The sequence below is a fragment of the Rhizobium sp. WYCCWR 11128 genome (assembly GCF_013416305.1).
Taxonomy (GTDB): domain Bacteria; phylum Pseudomonadota; class Alphaproteobacteria; order Rhizobiales; family Rhizobiaceae; genus Rhizobium; species Rhizobium indicum.
Map to the genome: position 1 here is coordinate 95,025 of NZ_JACCEZ010000013.1, position 18,624 is coordinate 113,648.

Sequence of the window (18,624 nt, forward strand, 5' to 3'; positions counted from 1 at the left end):
TCTCGTCATGCGGTCCGGTTTTATCTCGACAAGGTTCCGCGGGGGCGTTATTCGGGGTCCGAATTCAATCGTTTCAAGGAGGTCGCGCGACCATGGGCGAGAAAACAGAGAAGCTCCTTTCCATCCTGAAACTCCAGCCTGTCGTTCCGGTATTGATCGTCGACGATGCGAAGACGGCGGTGCCGCTGGCCCGCGCGCTCGTCGCGGGCGGCCTGAAGGCGATCGAGATCACCATGCGCACGCCGGCAGCGCTCGAGGCCGTGCGCGCCGTCGCCGCAGAGGTCGAGGGGGCCGAAGTCGGCGCCGGCACGATCCTCAATGTCGCCCATTGGGAAGCCGCCGTCGAGGCCGGTTCGAAATTCATCGTCAGCCCGGGCACGACGCAGGAACTGCTTGATGCCGCTGCCGATTCCGACGTGCCGCTGCTTCCGGGGGCTGCGACCGCCAGCGAAGTCATGGCACTGCGCGAAGAAGGCTACCAAGTGCTGAAATTCTTCCCGGCGGAGCAGGCCGGTGGCGCCGCCTATCTCAAGGCGCTGTCCTCGCCGCTTGCCGGCACGCTGTTCTGCCCGACCGGCGGTATTTCGCTGAAGAACGCCAATGATTATCTCTCGCTGCCGAACGTCATTTGCGTTGGCGGCTCGTGGGTGGCGCCGAAGGAACTGGTCGCGGCCGGCGACTGGGCTGGCATCACCAAGCTCGCGGCAGAGGCGGCGGCGCTGAAGGCCTGAGTTTCGGCTGGGGCGGGTGAGTCTCATGGCTCAATCCCGCTCCCCCTATTTGTATTTCACCCGTCGCAAACCTATGTACTCCTCCAGTTTCAAATAGGGAGATGACGAGGAATGTTCGACGCAAAGAAGCTTCTCGACCAGTTTTTGGGTTCGCAGGTGCCAGGTCTTGGCGGTTCGGTCCGCGACAGGGCCGGTGACGCCGTGCAGACGGCAAAGAACAATCCGCTGGCGACAGGTGCGATTGCAGCCGCGCTTCTCGGCACCAAGACCGGTCGGGGTATTGCCGGCAATGCACTAGCGATCGGCGGTCTTGCCGCGATTGCCGGCCTCGGCTACCAGGCCTACAAGAATTACCAGGCGGGGCAGGCGCCCGCAGCCCCCTCGGATGCACCGTCGGCAAACAATCCGGTCCTTCTGCCGCCGCCTGTCGAATCTGGTTTCGGGCCGACATCGCCTGCCGGCAGCAATGAATTCGTGCTGGTGCTGATCCGCGCGATGATCGCCGCCGCCAAGGCCGACGGTCATATCGACGATGCCGAACGCGCCCTCATCATGGACAAGGTCAAGGCCGCCGACGTCAGCGGCGAGGCTGCGGCCTTCATCGAGCATGAACTCGCTTCGCCGACGGATATCGATGCGCTGGTTGCTGCGGCGGTGACTGAAGAACAGCGCGTCGAGCTTTACACCGCCTCGCGGCTCACTATCGAGCCGGATTCGCGTGCCGAGCGCGGTTATCTCGATCTGCTTGCCGGCCGCCTCGGCCTTGCCGACCAGTTGGTGGACCATATCGAGGCGACGGTGTCGTCGGCCAAGACGACCTTGTCACAGTGACATCTAAAGCATGTCGCGCAAAAGTGTGCAGCGGTTTTGCGACAACGACATGCGTTGGAAATAAGGCCTAAAGCGCGACGCGCTTTAGGCCGGTTGCCTTTGCCGGGCGGCTGGCCTATCCACTCTTCGGAAAAGAGGAGTGAACATGCGCGATCTTGCAAATTTCAACGGCTGCCCGGCGCCGAAGCCGGTCACGCTGAAGGGCCGCTTCGTCACCGTCCAGCCCTACCGGCGTGAGGAACATCTCCAGGCGTTATGGGATGGCCTCGGCGGCATGGGCATCAACCCGTTGCTTCTCTATTTCGCGCAGGACGATTTCTCCGGTATCAACGATTTCGCCAACTGGCTGGAAACCGTCTATACCAAGTCCGGCTGGCTCACCCATATCTTCCGCGACAACGCCACCGGCAAGATTGTCGGCATGGCGAATTACATGCGCGCCGACCCGGCAAACGGCGTCGTCGAGATCGGCGGGGTGGCGCACGGGGCCGAGATGAAGCGGTCGCCGCTGTCGACCGAGGCGCATTACCTGATGGCTAAGCACGTCTTCGAGGATCTCGGCTACCGCCGCTACGAATGGAAATGCGACAATAAGAACGAGGCGAGCAAGACGACGGCTGCGCGTTACGGCTTCAGCTTCGAAGGGGTCTTCCGCCAGCATATGATCTCCAAGCATCGCAACCGCGATACCGCCTGGTTCTCGATGATCGATGCCGAATGGCCGATGATCAACGATGCCTTCGAAGCCTGGCTCTCGCCGGAGAATTTCGACGCCGAGGGCAACCAGATCCGTCGTCTGCAGGACATCCGCGCCGATCTTGAAAAGGAAAGGCTGGTATGAGCCCAGAAAGCCGCTCGCAGGCGACCGCCGCCGGCATTATCCTGCTCAGTGCCGCCTTGGTTATTTATTTCCTGCCGACCATTGTGCTGTGGATTGGCAATTTCTCGCCGACGCTGGCGATCGTCGTCGGCGTCTGCCTGATCATGGCGTTTTTCGCAGTCTTCTGGCTGCGGGCGCGTTACCAGCGCCGCCGGGGAAAGTAGTTTTATCCCTGCAGCGAGGCCCCGAGCAGCAGGGCGCCCATCAGCATGACAAGCACGGCGCCGAGGATTTCGATGGCATTCCCGACCCAGATCGAGGCGGTCGAGCCGCGTCCGGAGAGGCGGACGGCCGCACTCTTGGCCGTGACGGCAAGTGTGGCAAGCAGCGAAACGGTGATCGCCGTGCCGAGCGACATGGCGGCGACCGAAAGCACGCCGCCGAGATAGAGCCCGTTCAGCAGTGAGAAGGTCATGACCAGCAATGCGCCGGAACAGGGGCGCAGACCGACGGCAACGATCGCCGACCAGGCCTCGCGGGCGCTGAACCTGTCGCCGCCGAGCAGGGCCGGATCGGGCACATGGGCATTGCCGCAGGTCTCGCAGACCATGCCGGGAACGAAGGTATGGCCGGCTTCGACAGGCTGCGCCTTGCCGTTGAAGGCATAGGCTTGGCGTTCGGCCGCGTTGTCCTTCCAGTCGAGCATCATGCTGACCGGACCGGCAGGCGTCGCCATCAGCCGGCGGCGCGGCATGTTGCCGACCAGCGAGCGCAGTTTGCGGAACAGCAACCAGCCGCCGAAGAGGATGACCATGACGAAGCTTGCGATCTCCATCGCGTGGGTCGCCGCCGTCAGCGTAATGCCGGTGCCGCGCAGCACCAGCCAGGCGCCGCCGACCAGCGCCACCGCCACCACGCCCTGGACGAAGGCAGAAATGAAGGAAATCACCACGCCGCGCTTCAGCTCGACCTCATTGGCGATCATGTAGGAGGAGATGACCGCCTTGCCGTGGCCGGGGCCGGCGGCATGGAAGACGCCATAGGCGAAGGAGAGGCCGATCAGCGATGCCAACTGCCACGGGTCTTGGCGCATCGCCTTCAAGGCGCCGGTCAGCGCCCGATAGAAGGCCTGCTGCTCATAGTTCACATAGAGCAAAAGCGGCGCGAGCGGCCCGCCTGTCGGCTGGAAGCTCGGCTCCGCCGTACCGATGCCGAGCGGCGATTGCGCATGGGCGAGGCTTGCAGCCGTTACCAGCGCAAGGGTTGCAGCGGAAAGGATGAGGGGCAGGCGTTTCGTCAGCATGTGACCTCCAGCCGGGTGGCGAAGAGTTTGGACATGTTGGTGCCGGTGGGATCGTTGAAGAAGGCGTCTGTCAGCGACTGCTTGTTTTCCGAGATCACTTGGTCGGCATCCGGCCGCACCACCTGATGTTTGCAAGCCTTGAAGCCGTCTCCGACGATCGCCAGCTCGGTGTCGGTGGGAAAATCGATCGAGGTGTAGAGCGTCGGGTCATAGACGCCGAAGGTGAGCCTGCCCTTGAGCGGCATCTTCTCCACCGGCTTCACTGCAAAGAACATCAGCAGCTGGCCATCCTTGTAGTCGACATGGATGATGTCGGGCTTCTGGACGGTGATGTTCTTCCCGTTGATCGTCAGGTTCATGTAGTAGTCGTAATCGGCAAGAGACTTCTTGACCGTGTTGCCGACCTCGGTCAGTTCGTTCGGCTCCAGCTTCAGGTCGGTGTTCTTGTCGAAATCCATGACCACGGAGGACGAAAAGACCTCGTCGAAGCGCCAGACATTGCGCAGTTCCTCGACACTGCCGTCCTTGCCGGCCACGACTTCGAGGCGCGCTTCCACGAAGATGTGCGGATGCGCAAAGGCGGCGGCCGGCGCCAGCGAAAGAAGCGCGGTCATCAGTATTGTTGAATGTCTCATCTATCCCGCTGCCTTGTTCGCTGCCCCTGACTTCTTGCCAGAAATTGGGACGGAATTGGGACCGGGCTCGGCATCGGCTTCGCGGGGCAGGATGCCACTGCATAATTCCTTAAATCGGAATCGATTTAAGGATAAAATTATGCAGCATTCAAAGTGCTACAGCGTCCTTTGCGCGTCTGAAAAGACGCGCGGCGCTGTAGAGCGGGGCGGAATGTCGCATCGCTTCGCAAGGGCGCCGGCTTACGGATGCTTCTTGAACCAGTTGTGCAGGTAATCGACGAAGATTCTTACCTTGGCCGGCAGGTAGCGCCGGTGCGGGTAGACGGCATAGATGCCGCGGTCGGTCGGGGTGTAATCGTTGAAAAGGGTCACCAGTTCGCCGCTCTCGATCGGCTTGCGGGCGATGAAATCTGGGATGAAGGCTACGCCGATGCCGGCCAGTGCTGCGCGTAATGTCGCATGCGGGCTGTTGACCTCTATCGGTCCGGAAACGGCGACGGCGAACGAGGTGTTGTCAGGATTGTGGAAGCGGATGCTCGCCTGGGTGCGCGCATTGGTATCGACGATGAAGGGGACGCTGGAAAGGGCCGACGGGTGATCGAGATCGGGATAACGCTCGAGAAATTCAGGGGTGGCGCAGATATGGATGCGGAAATCCGAGATCTTGCGGGCGATCATGCCGGAATCTTCGAGCTTGGTGATGCGGATCGCCACGTCGAAGCCTTCCTCGATCAGATCGACGAACCGGTCGTCGGCGGCGATCTCCAGCGAAAGGTCGGGGTTCTCCTTGGCAAAATCGATCAGCGACTGGCCGACATCGGCATCGACGAAGGTGCGCGGCACCGAGATGCGCAGCCGTCCCTTGAGCTGTGCATTGTTTTCGCGCACGAGATCGGCGAGGTTATCGATCTCCTTCAGGATATCGGAGGCGGTACGGTAATAGGTATGGCCGGCCTCGGTCATCGAGAACTGCCGGGTGGTGCGGTTGAGCAGCAGGGCGCCGAGCTCGTCTTCCAATTCGCGCACATATTTGGAGAGCAGCGCCTTGGAGCGGCCGGTGCGCCGTGCCGCGGCGGAGAAGCCTTCGGCCTCGACGACATCGATGAAGGCGCGTATGCGGGTCAAGGTATCCATGGCACCCCTCAGGCTGTTTCGGAATGTTGAACAAATTGGCTCGTCTTGTTCAATAATTTTTTTAGCCCCGAGATCAAAAAATCGCTTGATTATGAAGGCGAATATTCTTATTTCCCACTCAGCCCAAAGTCGCACGTGCCCATGGGTGTCCGCCGAACCCTCGAATTGGTGAGGAAATCGGTAAGGTACCTGGAATTAACCCCTCCAGTCGCTATTCCGGCCAACCGGAAAATGCGAGGACGCCTGAAGCAACGACGGTGCGGGCCTTTTTGTTCTCTCCCTGCTTTCCATCAGCGGGGGTTACTGAAGAGGCACACCATCATTGCCGGAAGTGCGGTTGGGATTCTCCCTCCAATCCATGGCAGACAAAGCCGAACTTACACCGCATCGCGGCGTTGGTTCATTATCTGCGCATCGAGCGCTTGCTATGGTTCCGGGGTCTCCACCGGCTGGTTCCAATGCGAGCTATCGTATGCCCTTTGTCCTCCGGTTCATGCCGGAGCTCTGGAATTGGAAGAGGGAATCGATATGACCACCCAGCGCATCCGCGACTTTCTCGCAACCCGACGTCCCGACGGTCCCTGCCTCGTGGTTGACCTCGACGTCGTTCGCGACAATTTCCACGCCTTCCGTCACGCCATGCCGGACAGCGCCATCTATTACGCCGTCAAGGCCAACCCGGCCCCCGAAGTGCTGAAGCTGCTCGCTGGCCTCGGCTCCAATTTCGATTGCGCATCCGTTGCCGAAATCGAAATGGCGCTCGAAGCCGGTGCGACCGCCGCCCGCATCTCCTATGGCAACACGATCAAGAAGGAACGTGACGTTGCCCGCGCCCATGCGCTCGGCGTCAGCCTCTTTGCTGTCGACAGCCACGAGGAAGTCGAGAAGATTTCGCGCGCCGCTCCCGGCGCCCGTGTCTTCTGCCGCGTGCTCACGGATGGCGAAGGCGCCGAATGGCCGCTGTCGCGCAAGTTCGGCTGCGTTCCGCAGATGGCTGTCGACGTTCTCGTCTACGCCCATCAGCTTGGCCTGCAGTCCTATGGCGTCTCGTTCCATGTCGGTTCGCAGATGACCAAGGTCGATGCCTGGGATTCGGCGCTTGCCGATGCCAAGCGCGTCTTCGTATCGCTTGCCAAGCAAGGCATCCACCTGCAGATGGTCAACATGGGTGGCGGCTTCCCGACCAAGTACCTGCGTGACGTTCCGTCCGCAGAAGCTTACGGCAAGTCGATCTACCAGGCGCTGCGCACGCATTTCGGCAACCAGATCCCGCAGACGATCATCGAGCCGGGCCGCGGCATGGTCGGCAATGCCGGTGTCATCAAGGCGGAAGTCGTTCTGATTTCGAAGAAGTCGGACAATGACGATGCCCGCTGGGTCTTCCTCGACATCGGCAAGTTCGGCGGTCTCGCCGAGACGATGGACGAAGCCATCCGCTATCCGATCCGCACGGAACACGACGGCGACGAGATGGAGCCCTGCGTCATTGCCGGTCCGACCTGCGATTCCGCCGACGTGCTTTACGAGAAGAACCTCTATCCGCTGCCGATCTCCCTTTCGATCGGCGACGAGGTCCTGATCGAAGGCACCGGCGCCTATACGACGACCTATTCGGCGGTCGCTTTCAACGGTTTCGACCCGTTGAAGGCCTACGTCATCTAAGGTCGTTTCCGCCGGCCCCGTAACCAGCCGGGGCGGCAACTTCACAATTTTCCTTCATCGCCGCTGATAACGGTATTGGGTACGGGAGGCCAAGATGGCCGCTGTTCTTGATTCTGTCCGCGCATTCTTTGCGCCTACCACTTTCGCCATCGACGCCGAAAATCCCTCGGATGTCGTTGCGCGTGAAAACTTGCTCGAGCGCGTCATGGGCGCGGGTCGCCGCAAGAAGTCGTCGGAGAAGATCCGCCGCAACCGCGTTCCGGCCGAGGGTCTTGCGCTCGTCGCGCGCGATCGCGACGGCCATGTCATCGGCTCGGTGCGGCTCTGGAACATCGAGGCCGGCGTCAATGACGAAGGCACGCCGATCAATGCGCTGCTGCTTGGACCGCTCGCCGTTGCGCCCCATCAAGGCGGCAAGGGCATCGGCTCGGCACTGATGCGCGCGGCGATCCTCGAAGCGAAGAAGCGCGGACACGGTGCCGTTTTGCTCGTCGGCGATGCTGCCTATTACGAGCGTTTCGGCTTCTTTGCCGAAAAGGCTCGCCATCTCGTCATGCCGGGTCCGTTCGAACGTTCGCGCTTTCTTGCGCTCGAGCTCACGGAAGGCTGGCTTGACGGCGCGGCCGGCATGATCGTCCCCACGGGACGCATGCTGGCCAGCGCGCCGGTTCGCCGCGCAGCCTAGAACAGGATGATTTTAGGCCGGGTCGACCTAAAATCTGACTCCTGTTCTAAATTAAAGAGTTAGAGCATGATGTCGTCCGAAAACCGCTTACACTTTTCGGCATCATGCTCTAGCGCATCGGCCCGAAAAGACGCGCGGAGCTGTAAGACTACGCCGACCGGCCGGCCAGGTTGGGAATTTTTCCCCCGGCTGGTAATATCCGCGCCGTTTGACCACGCAGGCAGGCGGGCCTGGTGTGGTTGCGGCGCGGATTGTCTTTCTGGCGAGTGAAGCGGCGCGGTCGCTAGCTCCCCGACGCACGCGGAAACACAATCGCGTGAAATGGGTCGCCGGCACGCGAACATATCGCGACGATATCCTATGTTGCATCGCATGATCCGCCTTCTTTCCCTTCTGCTTCTCTTCTGCCTGCCGCTTGCCGCAACGGGGCCGGTGGCTGCCCAGAGCACGGCTCCCGCCGTCGGCGGGCTTGGCCCGCGTCTCGATCGCGCGGCGAGCGACCCGGCGATGAGGCCTCTCAAGACGGTGATTGTCGCTCGCGACGGACGCGTGCTCAGCGAACGTGGGTTCCATGGTCATTCGCCGTCGGAATCGACCAATATCAAATCCGCTTCGAAGTCGATCATCTCGGCGTTGGTCGGTATCGCCATCGACAAAGGCATGCTGACGGGGCCGGATCAGAAGATCGCGCCGATCCTGAAGGCCGATCTCCCTCTAACGCCCGACCCGCGCATCAACGACATCACCATCGGCAATCTTCTCTCCATGCAGGCTGGGCTCGATCGCATGTCGGGGACGAACTACGGCCGCTGGGTCTCCTCGCGCAACTGGGTGCGCTTTGCGCTGTCGCAGCCTTTCGTCGATCAGCCCGGTGGCGAGATGCTCTATTCCACCGCATCCACGCATCTGCTTTCGGCCATTCTCACCAAGGTCGGCCGGCGGCCGACGCTGGTGTTGGCGCGCGAATGGCTCGGCCCGGTCGACGGTTTCCGCATCGGTGCATGGGAGCGCGATCCGCAGGGCATCTATCTCGGTGGCAATCAGATGGCGATGAGCGCCCGGTCCCTGCTTGCCTTCGGCGAACTCTACCGTAACGGCGGCAAGACCGCCGACGGCCGCCAGATCGTACCTGCCGACTGGATCGCCCAGTCGTGGCAGCAGCGCACCAACTCACGCTTCTCCGGCGATGAATATGGCTATGGCTGGTTCACGCGGCAGATCGGCGGCGAGCAGGTGCACTTCGCCTGGGGTTATGGCGGGCAGATGCTCTACATCGTGCCGTCGCTCGATCTCACCGTCGTCATGACCTCGGAAGAGAGCGGTCCGTCTGCCCGAAATGGCTACAGGGACTTGCTGCACGGTCTGTTGGCGGACATCATCGGCTCGGTGCGGGCCGCTTGACGACAGGGCCGCGTGTCTTTCACACGCGCCAAGGGTGCTGTAGGATTTTGAATGATGCAGCGGGGAAAAACCCGCGATCGTTAAATTTTTAGCGAAGGCTCCAATCAAACCGCAAAACGCTTCCTGTAAGTTCCGCGAGAATTTCGGGAAAGCGCCATGCTGCTGGATCTCAGGACAATCTATTTCATTGTTGCCGTGAGCTGTTTCGTGCTGGGCATTCTCCAGCTTGCAGCCTATGCGACGGGTCGCTTCGAGAGGTGGCCGCTCTGGTGGGGCTTGAGCAACCTTCTTGTCGGCGTCGGCTCGTTTCTCGTCGCGCTGCGCAATCTCGTTCCCTACTCTGTCTCGGTCGACGGCGGCAATATCGTCACCATCGCCGGCTACATGCTGATGTTCTTTGCCGTGCGGGTGTTTTCGGGACGAGCGCTCGACCAGCGCACTTTCTGGCTTGCCATCTTGCTCGTCAGCGTTCCTGTCGTCCTCATCGTCAGCGATCCATCGGCAGTCTCGGCGAGGCTCCTCTACGTCTCCGTCATCTGCTGCCTCTGCGATCTTGCCGTTGCAAGGGAGGCAATCAGCATTGTCCGGCGCGAGAGGCTTTATTCCGCAGCCTTGCTTGTCGGCCTCTACGCCTGCACTGCCGCGATCTTTGCCGTTCGCAGCATTCTCGCGGCGACCGGTGAGATCGGTGGGCCGGATCCTTTCGGCGGCAGTGCAATACACAGCTGGATGGCAGTATCGGCGGTCGCGTTCATCATGCTGCGCAGCATGGCGATGGTGCTGATGGCCGCCGAGCGCAGCCGAAATCAGCTGACCGAACTCGCTCACCACGATCCGCTGACCGGCGCGCTCAATCGCGGCGGCCTTGCCCAGCATCTGCCGGCTCTCGGTTCCCAGCCGGTATCGCTGCTGATCATCGATATCGACCATTTCAAGCAGCTGAACGACAGGCATGGCCATGCTGCTGGCGACGACATCCTGCGGCTTTTCGCCAGTGTTTCGAGGGGCATCATGCGCTCGGACGATCTGCTTGCCCGTCAAGGTGGGGATGAGTTCCTGGCGGTGCTGAAAAACGTTTCCCGGGAAGATGCCGTGGCAATTGCCGAGCGCATCCGTCTCGCCTTCGCCGCTGCCGTCATGCAGCAGCCGGATCTGGCCGTCTTTCCGACGCTGAGCGTCGGCGTTGCCGCGCGTGCGGAAAGCGGTGGAGACTTTGAACGGCTGATGCATAAGGCCGATGAGGCGCTCTATCGTTCGAAGCGCGAAGGCCGCAACCGGGTCGAAGTCTTTGGAGAAAATCAACAAGCTGCGTAGGAACGGGGCAAACTCGTCTATCTCAGAATGATCCTAGATATTCTGGTCCATCGTCTCGGCCGGGATTTCGTCGGCGCGGTGGACGCGCACGAGCGTTGCCGGCACGCCGGCGACCGTGCAATGCTCGGGGACCGGCTTCAGCACGACGCTGCCGGCCGCGACTTTGCTGAAGGCACCGATTTCGATATTGCCGAGGATCTTGGCGCCTGCGCCGATCATCACGCCGTGGCGGATCTTCGGGTGGCGGTCGCCGGTCTCCTTGCCGGTGCCGCCGAGCGTGACGTTCTGCAGGATCGATACTTCATCCTCGATGACAGCCGTTTCGCCGATGACGATGCCCGAACCGTGGTCGAGCATGATGGATGCGCCGATCCGGGCCGCCGGATGGATATCCGGGCCGAAGACCAGCGAAACGAGATTGGCGAGCCAGCTGGCGATCTCCTGACGGCCGGCGATCCAGAGCGCATGGGCGATGCGATGCGTCTCAAGCGCATGAAAGCCCTTGAGATTGAGAAGTGCGTGCAGAAATGTCGTGCAGGCCGGATCGCGCTCGCGCACGGCGATGAGATCGGCCTCGACCTTCCGCATGATATCGTCATCAAGTGTGGACAGGATGAGATCGAACAGATCACCCGTTTCCACCTGCGCTACGGAGAGCCGCGCGGCCAGCACGCGGGCGATGATCTCATCGTTGTTGGCAGTGTCTGTTACCTGAGCGGCAAGCAGCCGCTGCAATATCGGCTCGCGCGCGGCAAGCTCGGCCGCCTCGGCGCGGATCACGGTCCAGACGGATGCGTCGCCCAAAGGCTGCGGCTGTTGCTCGGCCAAACCGAGGCCGGTCGATTTCGGCATTCCCGTTTCCTTTGTCAGCCTGGGCGTCGCGCAAAGCGCCTCCGTGCGGCTCATGTTTCGCCCGGGCAAAGCATTTGGCAAGCCCTGAGCATATTCTAGCCGCCAGACGGTTGCAGGCGAAGTGTCAGCTCCGGAAGCCGGCGCCAATGATAAAGCACGTCAGGCTCCCGTTCTTCGTTGTCGGCGCCATCGGTTTCCTCTTCGGCGGTAAAACCGTGCTGTTCGTAGAAGCTGCGAGCGCCTGCATTACGCTTAAACGTCCAGAGCCTGATCTCGTTCATCTCCTCCTTGGCGCAGCCGAGGAGGGAAGAGCCGATACCCATGCCCTGGAAACCGGGGAGAACGTAAAGCTGCTCTATCCAGTTGTCGCCATAGGCGATGACGCCGACCAGCCGGTTGCCCATGGCAGCACCAAGGATGGTGCAGTTCGGCAGCAGATGCATGCGCCAGTACTGCTCCTCTTCCTCGGGCGTATGCACATCCGGCAGCCAAGGCAGCCGTTGCCACAGGGCGACACGTCTGATTCCGGCCGCGGCTTGCATGTGATCGGCCGTGAGCGCCACGATTTCAGGTTCCGTCAGGGCGTCGTCCATTGCCGGCAACGGGTCTCAAGCCGAAATATCGATGACGCCGCAATCGCCGGCTTCGGAGCCGAAGGCGAGAAGCTTGCCGTTTTTGCTCCAGCTCATCGCCGTGATCGCGCCCTTGCCGGGTCGGCGCAGCAGCGCTTCCTTGCTGTCGGCGATGCGCACGGCGAGGATCATGCCGTCGATGAAGCCGATGGCGAGAATGTCCTCGAGCGGATGGAATTTCACCGCGGTTGCCATGATATTGGCGCGGGTGCCGAGCTCCAGCGGCGCCTTGCCCATCGGCCCGTCCTTGCCCTGGAAGGGCCAGACGATTGCCGCAGGCGCGCCCGAAGACGCGAGCCACTTGCCCTTGACCGACCAGGAGAGCGATTTCACCTTGGAGGGGTAGCCGGTCATGCGCATGTGACGGGCTTCGGTGCCGGGCTTGATGTCGAGCTTCCAGCCGTGCAGTGCGTTTTCCTGCATCGAGGTGACGAGGAAATTGCCATCCGGCGAGAAGGTGACGCCAGTATGTGCACCCTTCCATTCCAGATCGACCGGCTTGGCGTTCATGCCGATCCAGTGCAGCGACACACCGTTGTAGCGCGCCGCGGCGATGCGCAGCCCCTTCGGCGCAAAGGCAAGGCCTTCGACGGTGCGCTCTTCGGGGAATTCCTTGGTCGTGCCATCGGCAAGGCGAACCAGCGAACTCTTGCCGTAGGAGTAGGCAACGGCGCCCTGCGGGCCGGCTGCGACTTGCGAAATCCATTTTCGCGGCGCGGTCGCGATCTCGCTGACGCTGCCGTCGGCGGCAATGCGCAGCACCTTGCCGTCTTCGCCGCCCGAAATCAGGCTCTCGCTGTAGGGATCGCGGATCGCGGTGAGCATGCCCTGGTGGGCTTCAGAAACCCTGTCGCCGCCGTCCAATCGGTGGAATGTACCGTTTGCGCTTGCGAAGAAGGGAACATCACCTAAAAATTCGACGGCCAGAACGTGGCCGTCGAGATCAAGCGGTGCAACTGTCGGCATCAGGCGGCTGCCTCGCAGGCCTTGAAGGAGGTTTCGAGCTTCTCGCGGTCGAGTTCGCGGCCGATGAAGACGAGACGGCTCTCGTGCTTTTCGCCTTCCTTCCACGGCCGCTGGTGGTCGCCCTCGATGATCATGTGCACACCCTGAACGACGTAACGCTCGGGATCGTCCTTGAAGGCGATGATGCCCTTGAGACGCAGAATATTCGGCCCCTGCGTCTGGGTGATTTTCTGGATCCAGGGGAAGAAGCGCTCCGGGTTCATCTGGCCGCCGCGCAGCGACACCGACTGCACCGTCACATCGTGGATCGCCGACATCGCGCCATGGTTATGGGCGCCATGGTGATGATGGTCGTGGCCGTGCTCATCATGCTGATGACCGTGATGATCGTGATCGTGATCATGATGGTGGTGGTCGTGATCGCAATCGGGGCCGCAGACATGGTCGTCATGGCCGTGCTCGAGGAAATGCGGATCGTTTTCGAGCGCGCGTTCCAGGTTGAAGGCGCCCTGATCGAGCACGCGGGCGAGGTCGACGCCAGAGCGGCTGGTCTTGTAAACGCGGGCAGCCGGGTTGATGGCGCGGACGATATCCTCGATCACATCAAGTTCTTCCGGGGTCACCAGGTCGGTCTTGTTGATGATGACGACGTCGGCGAAGGCGATCTGGTCTTCTGCCTCGCGGCTGTCCTTCAGGCGCAGCGGCAGGTGCTTGGCATCGACGAGGGCGACGACGGCGTCGAGCTCGGTCTTGGCGCGCACATCGTCATCCATGAAGAAGGTCTGGGCCACCGGCACCGGATCGGCAAGGCCGGTCGTTTCGACGATGATGCCGTCGAAGCGGCCGGGGCGGCGCATCAGGCCTTCGACGACGCGGATCAGGTCGCCGCGCACCGTGCAGCAGACGCAGCCATTGTTCATCTCGTAGATTTCTTCGTCCGACTCGACGATCAGGTCGTTGTCGATGCCGATTTCGCCGAATTCATTGACGATGACCGCATATTTCTTGCCGTGATTTTCGGAGAGGATGCGGTTGAGCAATGTCGTCTTGCCGGCACCGAGGTAACCGGTGAGCACGGTAACGGGAATGGGCTTCTGGGTGGAGATCGCGTCGGTCATGAGAACCTCTAGGATTAGGCGTGCGGCCGAGCGGCTTGGGATCGGCTGCTTGAACGGTTGGTCTCATATAATGGCTTGAGCGTGGCAGTTCAAAGGGTTTTATAATGTTATAAGATCACATCGTTTGCGCGGCGCAGGCCCACCTTCACCGGAGCTGTTCGACGTCGAAGGCATCGACATCTTCGAGCAGTTCCGTCAGTCCCTTCACCGCATGGGTAATCAGTGCCTCACCCTTCTCTGCCGTCGCGGCCGCGGCGTTGCCCGCAGCGCCTTGCGTGTTGAGATCCGACATCTTCCAGCCAAAGGCGTGCGGCCCGTAGGCGCGCAGATGCTTGAAGCGCACGGCGAATTCCGTCTGTCGCGAGGAAAAGTCCGCCGCCTTCGCCATATCCACCTTATCGGGATGAAGCGCCAGCATCACCGAGGTCTCGATATCGCCGCCATGGATGCCGATCGCCTTTTCCTCCGGCGTGACCACGCCATCCGGCGCGCCGAAACGGGTCCAGCTCGTCGCCACCGCCAGCATGGCAAAGCGAACCCGCGCCTCGGTCGCGACAATGGTCATGACGGGCGAATTGCCGCCATGGGCGTTCAGCATCACGAATTTGCCGATGCCCTGCTTTGCCAGCCCCTCGGCGATGCCGAGCCAGCGGTTTACCGCTTCGTCGAAGGCAAGCGTCTTCGTTCCTTCAACATCCATATGCTCTATGGAATAGCCGACAGATTCGGCGGGCAGGAAGGTGACCGGCAGGCCGGCGGGCAAGGCCATCTTCAATCGTCCGGCGATACCTTCGGCAATCAGGGTGTCGGTTTCGAAGGGCAGATGAGGGCCGTGCTGTTCGTGGGCGCCGAGCGGCAACACGGCGATCAGATGGCGCCCGTCAGGTGCAAAGGCCGGGTTGCTGTCCTCGAAGCGCGGCGAAGGCGTCATCATCCGGTGGTTGCCTCTTGTTTATGACGAGATCCTGAGCAATGTCATATCGCAGCGGCGTCGGGGCTTAAAGATCAAAGGGATGGCTATGGGAAAGAAGCACAAGGACGGCAAAAAGAACAAGTCCAAGAAGAAGGACCAGACCGAGTATACGCTCGTCGATCTCTCTCCGGCGCTCACCCAGGCGGCGCGTTCCATGCGGACGGTGCTCTCGCGCAACCTGCTCGAAAGCGGCCTCTATGCCGGCCAGGACGGCGTCATTCTCTCGCTTGCCGAGAGCGACGGCATGACGGCAGGCGGCCTTGCCCAGAAGCTTGGGGTCAAGGCGCCGACGATGACGCGCACGATCGGCCGCATGGAGGCGCAGGGCTTTCTCGAGCGCAAACCCGATGCCGAGGATGCGCGCCTCACCAAGGTCTATCTCACCGAACTCGGCCGCGGCAGCGTGCAGGGGATCGAGATGGCGGCCTCGGCCTGCGACAGGCTGGCGACGCAGGAGTTCTCCGAGAAGGAAATCCGCAATCTCGTCCGCCTGCTGAAGGCGATCGATGCCAATCTGCAGGCTGAAGCCATTCATATCGAAGAACCGGACGAAGACTGAAATTTCCCCGAAAGACGAATTGCTTCCACCGATTAAATCTTTTAATTAAACATTTTAAGGGCCGCGCCGGTTTGCTGGCGGGGTCTTGCTGCTTACGTGCTGCCTGGAGGAGGACACGTGGTCCAGAAGATCAAGCTTTCGACAATCGCCGAAACGCTCGGCATTTCAACGGCGACCGTATCGCTTGCCTTACGCGACAGTCCGCTCGTCGCCGGCAATACCCGGGAGAAGATCAAGGAACAGGCGCGCGCGCTCGGCTATATCTACAATCGCCGTGCTGCCAGCCTTCGGACCTCGCGCTCCGGCATCATCGGCGTCGTCGTACACGACATCATGAACCCCTTCTACGGGGAGATCCTGAAGGCGATCGAAAGCGAACTCGACCGCAGCCGCCACACCTTCATCCTTTCCAACCATTACGACAATGTCGAAAAGCAGCGCACCTTCATCGAGACGCTGCTGCAGCTCGGTGGCGACGGCGTCATCATGTCGCCGGCGATCGGTACGCCGCCGGAAGACGTGCAACTGGCGGAAGACAACGGCATGCCGGCGATTCTGGTCGCTCGCTCGATGGAAGGGCAGGACCTGCCGACCTATCGCGGCGACGACAGCTACGGTATCTCGCTTGCCACCAACCACCTGATCGGCCTCGGTCATCGCTCGATCGCCATGATCGGCGGCACGGACCAGACATCCACCGGCCGCGATCGCTACCAGGGCTATGTCAATTCACTCCGGAAGGCCGGCATCGAGGTCGATCCGAACCTGCGCATTCCCGGTCCGCGCTCGAAACAGGGCGGTTTCGAGGCTGCAGTGCACTTCCTTTCGCTGCCGCAGAAGCCGACCGCAGCCGTCTGCTGGAACGATCTCGTGGCAATCGGCCTGATGAACGGCATTGCGCGCGCCGGCCTGGTGCCGGGACGCGATATTTCCGTCACCGGCTACGACGATCTCGAGGAGGCCTCGATCGCTACGCCTGCGCTAACGACCGTCTGGAACGGTCAGGCCGAGGTCGGGCGCCTGGCCGCCCGGGCACTGCTCGATCGCCTTGCCGGCAGCCATGAGCCTGACGGTATGCATCTGATCAAGCCGGAAATGCGCATTCGCCAGTCCACCAGTCCCCATCGGCCGCGCGCCTGAACCAAGACCGCCATCCAAGAGGAAAAGCTATGTCCCGCATCGCCATTCTCGTTCCTGGGAAGATACACGAGCGTGTTCTCGAAAGGTTGAAGGATCGTTTTGAGATTATCGCCGTCCCGCGCGAGGAGAAGCTTGCGCTCGACGGCGAGATCGCCGGCCGCATCCGCGGCGTCGCCGTGTCCGGTTCCTTCCTGGGCGCCTGGATGGACCAACTGCCGCATGTCGAGGTTGTCGCCAATTTCGGTGTCGGTTATGACGGCGTCGACGTGAAACATGCCGCCGAAAAAGGTATTGTCGTCACCAATACGCCTGATGTGCTGAACGATGAGGTCGCCGATACGGCGATCGGCTTGCTGCTGAACACAGTCCGCGAGTTGCCGCGGGCCGAAGCCTGGCTGCGTGCGGGCAACTGGAAGCCGGGCACGGCCTATCCGCTGTCGCGTTTCTCGCTCAAGGGCCGTCATGTCGGGCTTTATGGCCTTGGCCGCATCGGCCTCGAAATCGCCAAGCGGCTGGAGCCGTTCAAGGTGAAGATCAGCTATCACACACGTTCACGCCATGCCGACGTGTCCTACGATTATCACCCGACGTTGAAGGGGCTGGCGGACGCGGTGGATACGCTGATCGCCATCGTTCCGAAGACGCCGCAGACGCACAAGACGATCGATGCCGATATTCTGGCAGCACTCGGCCCTGACGGCATTCTCGTCAATGTCGGCCGCGGCTGGACGGTGGACGAGGAGGCGCTGAGTGCCGCGCTTGCTTCCGGCGCGCTCGGCGCTGCCGGTCTGGACGTCTTCTATGAAGAGCCGACCGTGCCGGCCGACCTGCTGGAACCGACCAATGCCGTGCTGCTACCGCACGTCGCCTCCGCGTCCGTGCCGACACGCAATGCAATGGCCGATCTCGTCGCCGACAATCTCATCGCCTGGTTCGAGAAGGGTGCGGCGCTGACGCCGGTGCCGGAGACGCCACAGAAGGCTTAGGTGGTTGGCACGGCGGACGATGCTTGCCAAGTAACGGATATGGCGCTTCGCCGGCACCGCGCCGTCAGGCGATCGCCTGCGCTGACATGACCGGCAGCTTGGCCGCGGCATAGCTGCGGACGGCGTCGCCAAAAGCGGCGAACAGCTGGTTCGAAGACTTGTCGGTTTCAGCCCAATATTCGGGATGCCATTGCACGCCGACGGCGAAGGCCTTGGCGTCGATAACGGAAACGGCCTCCACCGTGCCGTCTTCGGCGATGGCTTCCACCTGCAGGCGTGGGGCGGTTCTGGCGATTGCCTGGCGATGCAGGGAATTCACGCGGATCTCGCCCGGACCGAGAATGCCTGCAATGCAGGAGCCTTCCTTGACATGGACGGTCTGGCGAATGGCGTACATGCCGTCCCGGTCGACGCCTTCTGGCCGGCGGTGGTCCCAGATGCCGGGTTGCTCCTGGATCTCGCTTGCCAGCGAGCCGCCGAGGGCGACGTTCAGCTCCTGGATGCCGCGGCAGATGGCAAGCAGCGGGATGGCGCGGTCGATGGCGCGGCGGATGAGCGGCAGGCTGGTGGCGTCACGGGCGGGGTCGAACGGGCCGTCCTTGTCATTCGCCTCGGTACCGTAGAGCGAGGGATGAACATTGCTGGCCGAGCCGGAGACCAGCAGACCGTCGACGCGGTCGAGGATCGCATCGGTATCGTAGCCTTCCTCGAAGGCAGGGATGATGAAGGCCATGACACCGGATGCGTTCAATGCGGCGCGCAGATATTGATGCTGCACGGCATGCCAGGTCGCGCCGTCGAAGCTACGGATATCGGCAGGAATGGCAACGATCGGTTTCGTCATATCAGCCCCAGTCAAAATCTTTGTGCTCGTCGTTTCTT

The 18,624-nt window shown here is 61.8% G+C and carries 20 protein-coding genes; 11 read left to right on the plus strand and 9 right to left on the minus strand.

Features of this window, described 5'->3' with window-relative positions; all coding sequences use genetic code 11:
• Positions 1-92: 92 nt before the first annotated feature.
• The 4 genes from HX898_RS28900 to HX898_RS28915 all read left to right on the plus strand — a co-directional run bounded on the left by HX898_RS28900 (position 93) and on the right by HX898_RS28915 (position 2,606).
• Positions 93-731, plus strand: a complete 639-nt coding sequence (locus HX898_RS28900) for a 2-dehydro-3-deoxy-phosphogluconate aldolase (RefSeq protein ID WP_003543005.1) — start codon at positions 93-95, stop codon at positions 729-731.
• 111 nt (positions 732-842) lie between these two features.
• On the plus strand, positions 843-1,562 hold the full coding sequence (locus tag HX898_RS28905; RefSeq protein WP_171600683.1) for a tellurite resistance TerB family protein: 720 nt from the start codon (positions 843-845) through the stop codon (positions 1,560-1,562).
• A gap of 145 nt (positions 1,563-1,707) precedes the next feature.
• The gene (locus tag HX898_RS28910; protein WP_180196434.1) at positions 1,708-2,403 is read left to right on the plus strand and encodes a GNAT family protein; all 696 of its coding nucleotides are present in this window, start codon (positions 1,708-1,710) and stop codon (positions 2,401-2,403) included.
• Positions 2,400-2,606 carry a hypothetical protein gene (locus tag HX898_RS28915; protein WP_012759018.1) on the plus strand — a complete coding sequence of 69 codons (207 nt, stop codon included), beginning with the start codon at positions 2,400-2,402 and terminating at the stop codon, positions 2,604-2,606. Before HX898_RS28910 ends, HX898_RS28915 begins: the two co-directional genes overlap by 4 nt.
• Positions 2,607-2,608: 2 nt before the next feature.
• Here the strand turns inward: HX898_RS28915 and HX898_RS28920 are convergent, their stop codons facing one another.
• The 3 genes from HX898_RS28920 to HX898_RS28930 all read right to left on the minus strand — a co-directional run bounded on the left by HX898_RS28920 (position 2,609) and on the right by HX898_RS28930 (position 5,454).
• Complete coding sequence (locus HX898_RS28920; protein ID WP_138390595.1) at positions 2,609-3,685, minus strand: nickel/cobalt transporter; 1,077 nt, start codon at positions 3,683-3,685, stop codon at positions 2,609-2,611.
• Positions 3,679-4,320, minus strand: coding sequence for a DUF1007 family protein (locus HX898_RS28925; RefSeq protein ID WP_180196435.1), 642 nt, complete (start codon positions 4,318-4,320; stop codon positions 3,679-3,681). Before HX898_RS28925 ends, HX898_RS28920 begins: the two co-directional genes overlap by 7 nt.
• Positions 4,321-4,560: 240 nt before the next feature.
• On the minus strand, positions 4,561-5,454 hold the full coding sequence (locus tag HX898_RS28930; protein WP_138333292.1) for a LysR family transcriptional regulator: 894 nt from the start codon (positions 5,452-5,454) through the stop codon (positions 4,561-4,563).
• A gap of 528 nt (positions 5,455-5,982) precedes the next feature.
• On the opposite strand from HX898_RS28930, the gene odc2 reads away from it, so the two are divergent.
• The 4 genes from odc2 to HX898_RS28950 all read left to right on the plus strand — a co-directional run bounded on the left by odc2 (position 5,983) and on the right by HX898_RS28950 (position 10,516).
• Complete coding sequence (gene odc2 / locus HX898_RS28935) at positions 5,983-7,116, plus strand: ornithine/lysine decarboxylase (RefSeq protein ID WP_003542992.1); 1,134 nt, start codon at positions 5,983-5,985, stop codon at positions 7,114-7,116.
• A 94-nt stretch (positions 7,117-7,210) separates the two neighbouring features.
• Complete coding sequence (locus HX898_RS28940) at positions 7,211-7,801, plus strand: N-acetyltransferase (protein WP_138333293.1); 591 nt, start codon at positions 7,211-7,213, stop codon at positions 7,799-7,801.
• A gap of 372 nt (positions 7,802-8,173) precedes the next feature.
• Entirely contained in the window at positions 8,174-9,202 is a 1,029-nt protein-coding gene (locus tag HX898_RS28945) for a serine hydrolase (protein ID WP_173863011.1), read from the plus strand.
• Positions 9,203-9,358: 156 nt separating this feature from the next.
• Positions 9,359-10,516 carry a GGDEF domain-containing protein gene (locus tag HX898_RS28950; protein ID WP_138333297.1) on the plus strand — a complete coding sequence of 386 codons (1,158 nt, stop codon included), beginning with the start codon at positions 9,359-9,361 and terminating at the stop codon, positions 10,514-10,516.
• Between the two features lie 33 nt (positions 10,517-10,549).
• Here the strand turns inward: HX898_RS28950 and cysE are convergent, their stop codons facing one another.
• From cysE to HX898_RS28975, 5 genes are all read right to left on the minus strand, one after another.
• A complete protein-coding gene (gene cysE, locus HX898_RS28955; RefSeq protein WP_138333299.1) occupies positions 10,550-11,368 on the minus strand; it encodes a serine O-acetyltransferase in 819 nt (272 codons plus the stop codon).
• Positions 11,369-11,463: 95 nt separating this feature from the next.
• On the minus strand, positions 11,464-11,961 hold the full coding sequence (locus tag HX898_RS28960) for a GNAT family N-acetyltransferase (protein ID WP_138333301.1): 498 nt from the start codon (positions 11,959-11,961) through the stop codon (positions 11,464-11,466).
• Positions 11,962-11,976: 15 nt separating this feature from the next.
• Positions 11,977-12,966, minus strand: a complete 990-nt coding sequence (locus HX898_RS28965; RefSeq protein WP_018243596.1) for a WD40 repeat domain-containing protein — start codon at positions 12,964-12,966, stop codon at positions 11,977-11,979.
• A complete protein-coding gene (locus HX898_RS28970) occupies positions 12,966-14,084 on the minus strand; it encodes a GTP-binding protein (RefSeq protein WP_171600675.1) in 1,119 nt (372 codons plus the stop codon). Before HX898_RS28970 ends, HX898_RS28965 begins: the two co-directional genes overlap by 1 nt.
• A 145-nt stretch (positions 14,085-14,229) precedes the next feature.
• Entirely contained in the window at positions 14,230-15,018 is a 789-nt protein-coding gene (locus HX898_RS28975; protein ID WP_138390587.1) for a creatininase family protein, read from the minus strand.
• Positions 15,019-15,103: 85 nt separating this feature from the next.
• Here HX898_RS28975 and HX898_RS28980 point away from each other — a divergent pair, with 85 nt between their 5' ends.
• The 3 genes from HX898_RS28980 to HX898_RS28990 all read left to right on the plus strand — a co-directional run bounded on the left by HX898_RS28980 (position 15,104) and on the right by HX898_RS28990 (position 17,742).
• The gene (locus HX898_RS28980; RefSeq protein ID WP_025396056.1) at positions 15,104-15,616 is read left to right on the plus strand and encodes a MarR family transcriptional regulator; all 513 of its coding nucleotides are present in this window, start codon (positions 15,104-15,106) and stop codon (positions 15,614-15,616) included.
• 117 nt (positions 15,617-15,733) lie between these two features.
• Positions 15,734-16,756 (plus strand): LacI family DNA-binding transcriptional regulator, encoded by a 1,023-nt coding sequence (locus tag HX898_RS28985; RefSeq protein ID WP_003542973.1) that lies wholly within the window; start codon positions 15,734-15,736, stop codon positions 16,754-16,756.
• A gap of 29 nt (positions 16,757-16,785) precedes the next feature.
• Complete coding sequence (locus tag HX898_RS28990) at positions 16,786-17,742, plus strand: 2-hydroxyacid dehydrogenase (protein WP_180196436.1); 957 nt, start codon at positions 16,786-16,788, stop codon at positions 17,740-17,742.
• A 64-nt stretch (positions 17,743-17,806) separates the two neighbouring features.
• Here HX898_RS28990 and HX898_RS28995 read toward each other — a convergent pair whose 3' ends face one another.
• Entirely contained in the window at positions 17,807-18,586 is a 780-nt protein-coding gene (locus tag HX898_RS28995; RefSeq protein WP_180196437.1) for a gamma-glutamyl-gamma-aminobutyrate hydrolase family protein, read from the minus strand.
• Positions 18,587-18,624: the final 38 nt, after the last annotated feature.